This is a genomic window from Colwellia sp. BRX8-7, assembly GCF_014077275.1.
Taxonomy (GTDB): domain Bacteria; phylum Pseudomonadota; class Gammaproteobacteria; order Enterobacterales; family Alteromonadaceae; genus Colwellia_A.
In genome coordinates this window covers 169,930-182,546 of the sequence record NZ_JACGVP010000011.1, presented here as the reverse complement: position 1 = coordinate 182,546, position 12,617 = coordinate 169,930, and the positions used below count along the sequence as shown (strand labels likewise).

The 12,617-nt window shown below is 38.6% G+C and carries 17 protein-coding genes; 8 read left to right on the top strand and 9 right to left on the bottom strand.

Annotated elements, in window-relative coordinates:
* Positions 1–17: 17 nt before the first annotated feature.
* From H4J57_RS12665 to mlaF, 9 genes are all read right to left on the bottom strand, one after another.
* Positions 18–620 (bottom strand): flavin reductase family protein, encoded by a 603-nt coding sequence (locus H4J57_RS12665; RefSeq protein WP_182229934.1) that lies wholly within the window; start codon positions 618–620, stop codon positions 18–20.
* A complete protein-coding gene (locus tag H4J57_RS12660; protein ID WP_182214624.1) occupies positions 610–1,059 on the bottom strand; it encodes an SMI1/KNR4 family protein in 450 nt (149 codons plus the stop codon). Before H4J57_RS12660 ends, H4J57_RS12665 begins: the two co-directional genes overlap by 11 nt.
* 277 nt (positions 1,060–1,336) lie before the next feature.
* Positions 1,337–2,599, bottom strand: coding sequence for a UDP-N-acetylglucosamine 1-carboxyvinyltransferase (murA, locus tag H4J57_RS12655; RefSeq protein ID WP_182243148.1), 1,263 nt, complete (start codon positions 2,597–2,599; stop codon positions 1,337–1,339).
* 28 nt (positions 2,600–2,627) lie between these two features.
* Positions 2,628–2,885: a BolA family protein gene (locus H4J57_RS12650; RefSeq protein WP_070374871.1), complete on the bottom strand. Its 258-nt coding sequence runs from the start codon at positions 2,883–2,885 to the stop codon at positions 2,628–2,630.
* 12 nt (positions 2,886–2,897) lie between these two features.
* Entirely contained in the window at positions 2,898–3,212 is a 315-nt protein-coding gene (locus H4J57_RS12645) for a lipid asymmetry maintenance protein MlaB (protein WP_182176367.1), read from the bottom strand.
* Between the two features lie 37 nt (positions 3,213–3,249).
* Positions 3,250–3,882: an ABC transporter substrate-binding protein gene (locus H4J57_RS12640; RefSeq protein WP_182243146.1), complete on the bottom strand. Its 633-nt coding sequence runs from the start codon at positions 3,880–3,882 to the stop codon at positions 3,250–3,252.
* Positions 3,883–3,911: 29 nt separating this feature from the next.
* Entirely contained in the window at positions 3,912–4,379 is a 468-nt protein-coding gene (gene mlaD, locus H4J57_RS12635) for an outer membrane lipid asymmetry maintenance protein MlaD (RefSeq protein WP_070374874.1), read from the bottom strand.
* 55 nt (positions 4,380–4,434) lie between these two features.
* Positions 4,435–5,211, bottom strand: coding sequence for a lipid asymmetry maintenance ABC transporter permease subunit MlaE (mlaE, locus tag H4J57_RS12630; RefSeq protein WP_220470309.1), 777 nt, complete (start codon positions 5,209–5,211; stop codon positions 4,435–4,437).
* Positions 5,211–6,017 (bottom strand): phospholipid ABC transporter ATP-binding protein MlaF, encoded by an 807-nt coding sequence (gene mlaF / locus H4J57_RS12625; protein ID WP_182202505.1) that lies wholly within the window; start codon positions 6,015–6,017, stop codon positions 5,211–5,213. The genes mlaE and mlaF overlap by 1 nt, the downstream gene beginning before the upstream one ends.
* Before the next feature lie 316 nt (positions 6,018–6,333).
* On the opposite strand from mlaF, the gene H4J57_RS12620 reads away from it, so the two are divergent.
* The 8 genes from H4J57_RS12620 to hpf all read left to right on the top strand — a co-directional run bounded on the left by H4J57_RS12620 (position 6,334) and on the right by hpf (position 12,586).
* Entirely contained in the window at positions 6,334–7,317 is a 984-nt protein-coding gene (locus H4J57_RS12620; RefSeq protein WP_182176370.1) for a calcium/sodium antiporter, read from the top strand.
* Between the two features lie 43 nt (positions 7,318–7,360).
* Positions 7,361–8,326, top strand: a complete 966-nt coding sequence (locus tag H4J57_RS12615; protein ID WP_182243144.1) for a KpsF/GutQ family sugar-phosphate isomerase — start codon at positions 7,361–7,363, stop codon at positions 8,324–8,326.
* Position 8,327: 1 nt separating this feature from the next.
* On the top strand, positions 8,328–8,873 hold the full coding sequence (gene kdsC / locus H4J57_RS12610) for a 3-deoxy-manno-octulosonate-8-phosphatase KdsC (RefSeq protein WP_182229931.1): 546 nt from the start codon (positions 8,328–8,330) through the stop codon (positions 8,871–8,873).
* The gene (gene lptC, locus H4J57_RS12605) at positions 8,870–9,436 is read left to right on the top strand and encodes an LPS export ABC transporter periplasmic protein LptC (protein ID WP_182176373.1); all 567 of its coding nucleotides are present in this window, start codon (positions 8,870–8,872) and stop codon (positions 9,434–9,436) included. The genes kdsC and lptC overlap by 4 nt, the downstream gene beginning before the upstream one ends.
* A complete protein-coding gene (gene lptA / locus H4J57_RS12600; RefSeq protein WP_070374881.1) occupies positions 9,417–9,959 on the top strand; it encodes a lipopolysaccharide transport periplasmic protein LptA in 543 nt (180 codons plus the stop codon). The genes lptC and lptA overlap by 20 nt, the downstream gene beginning before the upstream one ends.
* A complete protein-coding gene (gene lptB / locus H4J57_RS12595) occupies positions 9,956–10,687 on the top strand; it encodes an LPS export ABC transporter ATP-binding protein (RefSeq protein ID WP_070374882.1) in 732 nt (243 codons plus the stop codon). Before lptA ends, lptB begins: the two co-directional genes overlap by 4 nt.
* Before the next feature lie 79 nt (positions 10,688–10,766).
* Positions 10,767–12,275 (top strand): RNA polymerase factor sigma-54, encoded by a 1,509-nt coding sequence (locus tag H4J57_RS12590; RefSeq protein ID WP_182221193.1) that lies wholly within the window; start codon positions 10,767–10,769, stop codon positions 12,273–12,275.
* A gap of 23 nt (positions 12,276–12,298) precedes the next feature.
* Positions 12,299–12,586: a ribosome hibernation promoting factor gene (gene hpf, locus H4J57_RS12585; RefSeq protein ID WP_146798691.1), complete on the top strand. Its 288-nt coding sequence runs from the start codon at positions 12,299–12,301 to the stop codon at positions 12,584–12,586.
* Positions 12,587–12,617 lie beyond the last annotated feature (31 nt).

Here is a 12,617-nt window from a genome sequence, read left to right as displayed (position 1 = left end):
AAACTTTTATTGTAAATTTATGGGCGTTCAAGGGCTAGATATTCTGAAGTGAGACTATAACCATCTCCGCCCATTTTACCAACAGAATCAATTAACACTTGGTTTATGCCTGCTTCGTTGTATAGGTCATCACGAACATAAATAGACTTTACATCTAAAAGCACAAGCGTTCCTCCAGCAGGTAAATCACCGAGAGTAATAAGTTCTCTTAATGTGCATTCATAACGAATTGGCGACGCTTTAACCGAAAATGGTGCCACGCTACAGCTACCTATTTTATCAACCCCGGCAAAGTCAAACTCACTTTCATCGAGACTAATACTGGCACTCGTTTTGTTCATTTGGGCCAATAATGAGCTATTTACAATATTGATAACACATTCACCCGTTTCTCTTAAGTTTTGTAAGGTGTCTTTATCAAGACCACTGCGTTGGGTTACCTGCGTATAGAGAAGTACCGGAGGATTACAACTGGCCACCGTAAAAAAAGAGTAAGGAGCAAGATTGTCAACACCGTCTTTAGAACGTGTACTGATCCAAGCGATTGGTCTTGGTGTAACACCACCATTGAGTAGGCGATATTTTTCCTGAACGCCAAGTTCTGTAATATCAAAGTTCATTAAACGCCTCCAGCCATTCTGTAAAAGAATTAGCGACCTGATTAACCGTTACCGCCGTGTGATCATAGAACCATACTGCACTGTCTGCTTGTCTGTGCACACAATCACTAAGTTTGAAGCAAAACATACTGCCCTTACAATCAGATGCAAACAAGATATGGCCTTTTGGCATACCGGTCATTTCATATAACTTTGAGAGCGAAAAAACATCATCAAGGCTTAAAAAATCTTGTACTTCGGTAATATCGACACCTAAATCACAGATTTTAGTTAATACATTTGGCGTGTGTACCAAACCGTAAGTCGAAATCAAATATTTATATGCATCAGGCAAGTAAGCAGATAATTTTAATTCTAGCTCGGTTATATCCTCACTGGCTATCGGTACCATGGCGCTTTTACTGCCCCAATTTTTTACAAAAAGATCAATGCTATTCATCTGGATACTCTCATTCTGTTACTGTGTTATTTGTATTGAACACTTTATAACTTGCCAATTTATCGTGCTTTGTTCAAGCTTACCTATAACGTCGCATTCTAGCAGTTTAAGAGAATAGGGTATTGCTAATTAATAGCGTAACGAGTTTACTTATCTGGTTATTTCAGCGAAATAACAACACTGATAATATGCAGCTAAGCCATTCATTATATTGAGCGATAAAAAAAGCACCTAAAAAGGTGCTTTAATCAATCGTATCTTTTATCTTAATTTCAGACTAACTCGCTTTAATGCGCGTAATATTCGCACCAAGTGCTTGTAGTTTATCTTCAATATTTTGGTAACCGCGGTCAATATGATAAATACGGTCAACTTGTGTTTCTGAGGTCGCCACTAAGCCAGCAATCACTAAACTTGCTGATGCACGTAAGTCTGTTGCCATTACTTGCGCACCGTTTAGTGATTCAACACCACAAGAAATAGCGGTATTGCCTTCAAGGCTGATATCAGCGCCCATGCGTTGTAGTTCAGGAACATGCATAAAACGATTTTCAAAAATAGTTTCTGTTGTCGTTGCCATACCTTTTGCAATTACGTTCATTGTCACGAACTGTGCTTGCATATCCGTAGGAAAAGCAGGATGAGGAGCAGTGCGAATATTAACCGCTTTTGGTCGCTGATTCATCGTTAGCTCGATCCAATCATCACCGGAGGTAATTTCTGCGCCAGCTTCTTGTAACTTACTTAAAACCGCTTCTAAAGCTTTAGGATCTGTATTTAAACACTTAACCTTGCCTTGAGTAACCGCAGCAGCCACTAAAAAAGTGCCTGTTTCAATACGATCTGGCATAACACGATACTGTGTGCCTGATAACTCGGCAACACCCTCTATGCTCAGTGTATCTGTACCTGCGCCAGAAACTTTAGCGCCCATAGCGTTTAAGCACTTAGCTAAATCAACAATTTCTGGTTCGCGCGCAGCATTTTCGATAGTGGTAATACCGTCAGCTAATGCTGCAGCCATCATCAAGTTTTCAGTGCCGGTAACACTTACCGTGTCCATAAAAATGGTCGCACCTTTTAAACGCCCATTATTGCGAGCGATGATATAACCATTTTCAACGTCTATGTCTGCGCCCATTAACTTTAAACCGTGAATATGTAAATTCACTGGTCTTGCGCCAATAGCACAACCGCCGGGCAAAGAAACTTCAGCATGACCAAAACGCGCCAATAACGGACCTAAAACTAATATAGATGCGCGCATAGTTTTAACTAACTCGTACGATGCACGGCAATGATCTATGGTACTTGCATCAATAACTAATTCATTGTCACCAGACCAATGAGCTTTAGCACCTAATTGACTTAGCAATTTAATCGTCGTTTCAATATCATTTAACTTAGGAACGTTACTAAATGTAATAGGTGTCTTAGAGAGAAGTGCTGACATTAATATCGGTAAAGCGGCGTTTTTTGCGCCCGAGATGGTTACTTCACCCTTTAGGGCCGTACCACCTGTTATTTTAAATGCATCCAATAGAATATTCTTATTTGGTTATGAAAAATTAAAGCGGAAGATTAAACATTTTTTCACGCTGCCAAACTGACGTTGTGAAAGTTTTAATCGATACCGCATGAATTGCACCCGCTTTAATAGTCTCTGCTAAAGGTGCATATATTGCTTGTTGCTTCTTTACACGGCTTAATTCACCAAGAAAGTCTGCAACCGCAATCACTTTGCATTGTGACCCATCAAATGCAACATGTAACTCATCAAGTTCAAGGGCATCATTAAGTAATTTTTCTATATCTGAAACTTCCACATTTATCTCCGGTTACTGATTAAGCGTACTATCAGTTTTTGGTAAGAACATATCAACACAACTTAACTGAGCTAATTTAATTAAATCTTTTGGTAAATTATCAAAAGTTAATTGGCAGTCAGTCTTATTACTTAATTCTAGCATGGCAAGTAGCCAAGCTAAACAAGCCGTATCGACTTTTGAAACATTTGACAAATCAAAGATTAACACCCCTGATTTAATCAAAGCTTTTGATTTTTTTTCAAATGAATTATCAATAGTTAATAAGGTTAATTCACCACTAAAAACAACTCGGGAATCTTTTTCAATAAAACTAATTTTCTTCACTTCAATTCCTAATCTTCACAGAAATAGCCTATTAACGCTACTTAAAAACGATTTTTTGATCGCTTTTTTCTTTTAACATTTCAGTAACGTATGGCAAACCTTTTTGACGTATTAAGCCGCTAAGCTCTGATTCTTTACTATCAAGCAAACTAACACCTTCGGCGACCATATCGTAAGCTTTCCATTCATTGGTTGTGGTATTTCTTCTGACACGAAATGAAATATCTATAGGTGGTCTACCTGGGTCTAAAACCGAGGTTCTAACAGCAACAACCTTAGCGTCATCAAAGTCTCTTTCTGGTTCAAATTCAACTTCTTGTTGCTTATACAAGGTAAAGACTTGTGCATATGAGGTAACTAAATACTCTCTAAAAACATCAACGAAATCAGCTCTGCTTTGCGAAGTTGTCTGTTCAAAGTTTTTAAAACCGATAACTTTCAATGCTGCATATCGGTAATTAATGTAAGGCATCAACTCTTCACGAACGATATCTTTCAATATTTCAGGGTTCTTACGAATCTCTGGTTGTTCGTCAGAAAAACGTTTAAACGTTACTTTCGCTACCGTTTCGATCATCGCGTACGGGTTTTTACTATCAACCGCTTTTGCTGTTGCACTAATACTCACCATTAATGCTAAAGCGATTATTACTGTAAATAATTTTTTCATTATATTTCTACTCTCCATTGGTAAACCGGCTAGTCACTTCCTTGACTAAATAAAAATTGTCCTATTAATTCTTCTAGTACTAATGCTGGTTTAGTATCTTCAATAAAGTCACCTGGAACTAGCGTGCCTACCGATTCATCAACAAAACCGGGTCGTAAGCCAACATATTGCTCACCCAACAAACCTGCGGTTAAAATAGAGACCGACGTTGCTTCTGAAAAATTAATATACTGTGTATAAATATCTAAAGTGACTACCGGCGTATAATCTTTTGCATCGATGGTAATATGACTAACACGACCGACAACAACACCACCCACTTTTATCGCTGAACGAACTTTTAGACCGCCAATGTTATCAAACTTAGCATAAAGTTGATATGTCTCACTATTACCGGAGATACCGCTATCAGCAACTTTCAGCGCAAGCATAAGCAACGCAGCAATACCTATTGCTGCAAATAAACCTACCATTAACTCAATTTTTTTCGACACCATGTCTTCCACCAAACCTAAAATAAAAATTATTATAAAAATTAACTAACAGCAAACATTAACTCGCAAACATTAATGCTGTTAATACAAAATCTAACCCTAAAACCAATAATGATGATTGTACAACTGTTGAAGTTGTCGCTCGACTAATACCTTCTGATGTTGGTACACAATCGTAACCTTTATAAACAGCTATCCAAGTGACAACAAAAGCAAAAACAACCGATTTTATCACTCCATTAAGAATATCTTTTTGAAAATCAACTTGAGCCTGCATCACTGACCAGAATGTACCACTGTCTACGCCCAACCATTCAACACCGACGAGATGACCACCTAATATCCCTACGGCAGAAAAAATAGCGGCTAGCAAAGGTAAACTAATAAACCCTGCCCAGAATCTTGGTGCAATCACACGACGTAACGGATCAATTGCCATCATTTCTAAACTTGATAATTGTTCTGTTGCTTTCATTAAACCAATTTCGGCGGTTAATGCCGAGCCTGCACGTCCTGCAAATAATAGTGCCGCAACCACAGGGCCTAATTCACGGAGTAAAGATAGTGCGACCATAGGTCCTAAACTGCCTTCAGCACCATAACCCACTAAAATAGTATAGCCTTGTAAAGAGATAACCATGCCAATAAATAAACCGGATACCACCACTATCATCAGTGAAAGTACGCCAACAGAATATAACTGATGCACCAATAGAGGAAAGCCTTTACGTACATTCGGCACATGAAGCAATGCAGAAAGTAATAAAACTATTGCTCGCCCTAATCCCGTAATCGTGGCAATAATGTTATGCCCTAAACTTTGTAAACTATTCATTATTTAGGCTCCTTACCCATTAATTCATCTTGATAAGGGGCGCTAGGAAAATGAAATGGTACGGGACCATCAGCTTCACCTTGAATAAATTGTTGCACCAGTGGTGATGTTTGCTTACTTATCTCTGACGGTGTGCCATGACCAATAATTTTCTTTTCAGCAATAATATAAATGTAATCGGCAATACTCATTACTTCTGTAACGTCATGTGAGACCACAACTGAGGTTAAACCTAATGCTTCATTTAAATCTTTTATTAAGCGAACAATAACACCCATTGAAATAGGGTCTTGCCCCGCAAAAGGCTCATCGTACAAAATAAGTTCAGGATCTAAAGCGATAGCGCGGGCAAGGGCAACTCTTCGTGCCATGCCACCAGAAAGTTCGCCAGGTGCTAAATTTCGTGCACCGCGTAAACCAACGACCTCAAGTTTCATTAATACCATTTTTTCAATTAACGATTCTGACAGGGTACTGTGTTCGCGCATCGGAAAAGCAATATTGTCGTAAACACTCATATCGGTAAATAACGCGCCACTTTGAAACAACATGCTCATACGTTTACGCGCTTCATAAAGTGCACTGCGTGATAATGTTGGAATATTTTGTCCGTCAAAAAGTATTTTACCTGAATTGGGTCTGAGTTGACCGCCAATTAAACGTAATAAGGTGGTTTTACCAATACCACTTGGCCCCATTATCGCGGTAACTTTTCCTTTAGGGATCGACAAACTAATATCATCATAGATCACTCGTTCATCACGTTTAAACGTAAGGTTCTGGATATCGACCAAGTTTTCAGGCATAAGATTTATATAACGTCACTGGTTGTTATTATTAAAGTCAGGTGAATTTTACATGAGCAATCAAAAAACGTCATTAAAATTGCGTTAAAAATGTAAATAAAAATCGTAAGAAAGCGTGTAAAAACGTAATAAAGTGTAAGATTTTACTCTCAGAAGATATATTTTTGCTTTAATGAAATTTTTACTTTGGCTATTTTTTAACAATGGCATGTAAAAAAACCGCCTTTTGGGCACTTTTTTACCAAGATCTGATTATTTCTCTTTGTTTTTGCTTCGCAACCAGCGACAATTTACGCTCTTAATATAGGAGCCCTTAATGTTATTACAGATTCTAATTTTACTTGTTTCACTTGTTACTCTGGTATGGAGTGCTGATAAATTTGTTTTTGGTGCCTCATCATTAGCAAGAAATTTTGGTATCTCACCGATGATTATTGGTTTAACTATTGTTGCCATGGGTTCATCTGCTCCAGAAATGATGATTGCAGCGACAGCATCTTTAGACGGTAACAATAATACAGCTATCGGTAACGCAATCGGTTCAAACATTACTAACATTGCTTTGGTACTGGGTATAACGGCATTATTTCAACCTTTAAACGTATCCTCATCAACGGTAAGACGAGAAATTCCATTAATTTTAATTGTTACCGCCCTGGCCTATTGGATGCTTTCTGACGATTACTTTGGCTTTAACGAAGGCTTATCACTGATGATCGGCTTTTTTGTTTATATATTTGCGTTACTTTTTATTACCATAAGAGCCTCTAAAACTCGGCCAATTGATGATCCATTGATCATTGAAGCTGAACAAGAAGTGCCAGACGCGGTTAGCAAACCTAAATCTTTACTTTGGCTAGTCGTTGGTATTATTTTCTTACCTATGAGTGCTAGCTACCTGGTCGATTCATCTGTTTTTATTGCTAAAGCATTTGGTATCAGTGACTTAGTGATTGGTTTGACCGTTATTGCCGTTGGCACAAGCTTGCCAGAACTTGCTGCAAGTATTATGAGTATTATCAAGAAAGAAGATGATTTAGCGCTAGGGAGTATTATTGGCTCTAATATCTTTAATATTTTAGCTGTACTCTCGCTCGCTGGCCTAATTGCACCGGGCGAAGTAGATTCAGATGCCGCAGCACGTGACGCCCCTTACATGCTTGGCGTTACCGTATTATTATTTATACTGTGTTTTACTCGTCGTGCCGGAAAGTTTTGCATTGGACGCTTAAAAGGTTTGCTATTAATAGGCGCTTTTATCGCTTATCAAGCGCTACTTTTTAGTCAAATAAAGCAATAACAAACACTATAATAGCAATTTATAAAATAAAAACGGGCTAATAATGAACGATTTCAAACAACTAGCGTTAGACGTTATTCACATAGAACAACAGGCTATTGCAGAGTTAGCCCAGTACATTGATGAGAACTTTGAATATGCCTGCCAGTTAATGTTTAACTGTAAAGGTAGGGTTATTATTGCTGGCATGGGCAAGTCAGGCCATATCGGTGGTAAGATTGCTGCAACGCTAGCGAGCACCGGCACACCTTCTTTTTTTGTTCACCCTGGTGAAGCAAGTCACGGTGATTTAGGTATGATAACCGGTGATGACGTCGTGTTAACGATTTCGCACTCGGGCGAAACCAGTGAAGTGTTAGCAATAGTGCCAGTCATAAAACGTATTGGCGCTAAACTTATTGCGATGACGGGGAATCCAGCCTCAACCTTAGCAAAACTAGGCGATACCCATGTCTGTGTTGCTGTTTCACAAGAGGCTTGTCCACTAGGATTAGCGCCAACATCAAGTACCACAGCAACCCTAGTAATGGGTGATGCACTTGCTGTTGCCTTATTAAATGCTCGCGGCTTTACCGCTGACGACTTCGCACTCTCTCATCCCGGTGGTAGTTTAGGAAAACGCCTATTACTACGTCTTAGCGATATAATGCATAGTGGTGAGCGCTTACCAACTGTAAATGCTAATGCTAAAATTAAGGATGCGTTGGTTGAAGTATCATTAAAAGGTTTGGGGATGACGGCGGTAGTCGGCGAGAGTGGTCAATTACAAGGCTTATTCACTGACGGAGATTTACGTCGTATTCTTGATGAACGTATTGATATACATCTCGATACTATTGCATCAGTGATGACAAAAAATCCCACTGTGGCTCATCAAGATATGCTAGCCGCCGAAGGCTTAAAGATCATGGAAGACAAAAAAATTAATGGTTTAATTATTGTTAATGACAATAATATACCTATTGGCGCAATGAATATGCACGACTTACTAAAATCAGGTCTTATCTAATATGCAAACACTCTATGGCGAAATTACTGACACAGCATTCAATACCATGAAAACAATAAAGCTGCTGATATGTGATATTGATGGCGTTTTTTCTGATGGCCGTATTTATTTGGGTAACGATGGTGAAGAATTAAAAGCTTTTCACACTAAAGATGGCTACGGCATAAAAGCATTAGGCGCCAGCGGTGTCGATGTAGCGGTGATCACCGGGAGAACATCAAATATTGTCGCAACACGTATGTCAGCCTTAAATGTTAAATATATAGTTCAAGGTGAAGAAAATAAATTACCCGCCTTGAAAACTATGGCTAAGCAATTAAAGCTATCCCTCGAGGAAATTGCTTATATTGGTGATGATATGCCTGATTATGAGTGTATCAACGCTGTGGGCTTGGGTATTGCTGTTCAAGATGCCCACCCAAGTATTTTATCTATCGCAAATTACACCACTTTTAACCATGGCGGTTTTGGTGCTGTTCGAGAAATATGCGATTTAATCATGCTTAGCCAAAACACCTTAGCAAATGCTTCGGGTGCGAGTATATGAATCGACTTTATAGTTTAACCTTGTTGTTTTTTCTGATTGCGGGAGGCGTTTACGGTATAATTGAATGGAGAAATTCCTCAGCACCACAATTACAAGCGATTGATAAGACGCTGACCCCTGATTTTATTGCCGAAAATTTACACAGTAATGTTTATAAACATCAAGGAAGTTTAGCTTATGTTGTTGATGCCCATCGTATGGAACATTACCCTGAGTTAAGTATTACCAACTTTGAGTTTCCTCAATACACACTTCATCCAAAAAATGATGCGCCCGCATGGAAAATATCTGCCAATGAAGGCATATTATACAATAACAACCGGGTAAAATTAGAAAAGCATGTCCGCCTGTTAGCAACAGATCCCGATAGCTTATTACAAGAAGTTCAAGGAAAATACTTTGAACTTGATCTAAAAACTAACATCATAAGTTCAGAACAAGAAATTAAAATTATCGGTAAAGGATTTACCATCGATGGTAAAGGTTTAATTGTCGACTTAAACACCAACCAAATGACACTAACTAAACATGTGAAATCAATTTATGAAATTGTTAAAAAATAGCCTACTGTGCTTATTGTTATCAACTCCGCTATTTTCGTCAGCTTTCGCTGAAAAATTTGATATAAAACAAAAGATTGAAATTAACGCTTCAAGACAAGCCGTTGATCTTAAAAATAAAATATTCAGCTATATTGATAACGTGGTGATCACTCAAGGTTCATTAGTTATACGTGCTGATTTAGTACAAGTGCTGACTCAATCTGGCAGTGAAGAAAAAACCTATATCGCTAAAGGGAAGCCAGCAACCTTTAAACAAACCTTAGCCGATGGCACTCCTCTTAGCTTACAAGCAGACGAAATAAGATATGAGCCCGCAAATAATTTAGTGATAATTTCAGGAAATGCGTTATTACAGCAAGAAGGTAGTGAGGTTAGTGGCAGTAGAATTACTTACAATATTGCCACTCAGTATGTTAATGCTGAAAGTAAATCTAACGAACGCACTAAAACGATTTTTCAGCCGAAAGAAAAAATTAAAGCGACAACCACAGACGCGAAAACTCAGGAAAAAATTAATTTATGAGCACTAGCACCCTAATGGCAAAAGGCCTTGCCAAAGCCTATAAAGGCAGAAAAGTGGTTAAAAATGTCAGTATGCAAGTTTCAGCAGGACAAATAGTCGGTTTACTGGGCCCAAATGGTGCCGGAAAAACAACTTCTTTTTATATGATTGTGGGTTTAGTTGAAAGTGATAGTGGCGATATTATCTTAAATGACGAAAACCTGACGTTAGCGCCTATGCATGAGCGTGCGAGAAAAGGCATCGGATATTTACCACAAGAAGCCTCTATTTTTCGAAAACTCAGTGTTTACGACAATATTATGGCTATTTTACAAACACGAAAAGAATTATCAGATGCTGAACGTGAAGAGAAATTAGAACATCTTGTTGAAGAATTCAACATAGGTCATATCAAAGATAATTTAGGCATGAGCTTATCTGGTGGTGAACGCCGCCGAGTAGAAATTGCTCGCGCATTAGCTGCTGAACCAAAATTTATTTTATTAGATGAACCTTTTGCTGGTGTTGATCCAATTTCAGTAGGTGATATTAAAAAAATTATTCTACACTTAAAAGAACGTGGCATTGGTGTGTTGATCACTGATCACAATGTACGTGAAACTCTCGATGTATGTGAACATGCGTATATTGTTAGTCATGGTGAACTTATTGCAGAAGGTACTGCAGATCAAATTCTTGCAAATCAACACGTAAGAGATGTATACCTTGGTGAACAATTCACGCTATAGTAGTCAGTAAATGAATAGTATCTTCGTATGAAAAAAACGAAAATATCCCATTAAAAATAATAGGAAGTTAATGACCTAAATGCGCCCTACTCTACAACTCCGCATAGGACAACAATTAACCATGACGCCACAATTGCAGCAAGCAATCAAATTGCTGCAACTGTCTACGTTAGAGCTTCAACAAGAAATTCAGGAAGCCTTAGAAAGTAATCCATTATTAGAAATGGATGAGTCTTCAAATAATCCTGAAGATAAAAGTACTGACAACCTTGAAGAAGCTCACACTGCCGGTACTGGTGATGTTAAAGAAGCCCCCGCTTCTGATGGTAGCGAAGACGCTACGCCTACCATTGATGAAATCACCACCACTGAAGCCATGGACAAGAACGATATCCCTGAAGAATTAAACATGGATACCACTTGGGATGATAACTACACGGCTGGTGCAGCAAGTTCAAGCTCAGGCCCAGCTTCAGAAGATTATACTTACCAAGGCGAGACTCAAGACTCCATTCAAGATCATTTGCGCTGGCAAATGGAATTAAGCCCTTTTACCGAAACAGACCGCGCTATAGCGACAGCAATTATTGATGCTGTTGATGACGCCGGTTACTTAACGGTATCTAGTGAAGACATTTTAGAAAGTGTTGCCATTGAAGGAGTAGAGCTTGATGAAATTGAGGTGGTACTAAAACGTATTAACCTCTTTGATCCTGTTGGTGTCGCTGCTCGTTCTATTTCAGAATGTTTAATCATTCAACTTAATCAATTTGACCCCGCTACACCTTGGTTAGCAGAAAGTAAGTTAGTTTTGCGTGACCATATTAATCTACTGGGTAGCCGAGACTATCGTACATTAATGCGTAAAACTCGACTGAAAGAAGAGCAACTGCGCGAAGTAGTGCGTCTTATTCAATCACTTGACCCTAGACCCGGCGATAGTGTGATGAAGAGTGACGATCAGTATGTTATTCCTGATGTTTCTGTTGAAAAGAAAAATGGCCGTTGGGTGGTCGAATTAAATCCTGATACTGCGCCAAAACTTTCGGTGAATCAGCAATATGCTTCGATGTCACGTTCGATGAAGTCGACAGCTGACACACAATTTATTCGCTCAAATTTACAAGAAGCTAAATGGTTTATTAAAAGCTTAGAAAGCCGTAATGATACCTTATTAAAAGTGTCAAACTGTATTGTGCAACGTCAAATTGGCTTTTTTGAACATGGTAATGAAGCCATGCGTCCAATGGTTTTAAATGATATTGCCGAAGCTGTCGATATGCATGAATCAACCATTTCACGAGTGACGACACAAAAGTATATGCATACGCCACGTGGAATTTTCGAACTGAAGTTTTTCTTCTCAAGCCATGTTGGCACCGAAAGCGGTGGCGAATGTTCATCAACAGCTATTCGTGCATTAATCAAAAAATTTGTTGCTGCCGAAATCCCAGCAAAACCACTTAGTGATAGTAAAATGGCTGATTTATTAGCCGATCAAGGGATAAATGTAGCTCGACGTACCATAGCAAAATATCGAGAGTCACTTTCTATTCCACCTTCTAACCAACGAAAAAGTTTACTTTAACGAAAAGATGAGGAATTAAGCTTATGCAAATTAATCTTTCTGGCCACCATGTTGACATTACCGAAGCTTTACGAGAAAACGTCACGACAAAGATGGCAAAATTAAGCCGACATTTTGATCATATCAATAATGTTCATGTTGTTCTCACCGTTGAAAAATCAAATCAAATTGCTGAAGCGACTGTTCACGTTAGTGGCTCTGATTTACATGCAAAAGCTGAAAATGCTGACATGTATGCCTCTATTGATAGTCTTGTTGTTAAGCTTGACCGGCAAATATTGAAGTACAAAGGTAAAACGAATCAGCATTAATGCTGTTTATCGCCTGTTCACTCACCAAAGA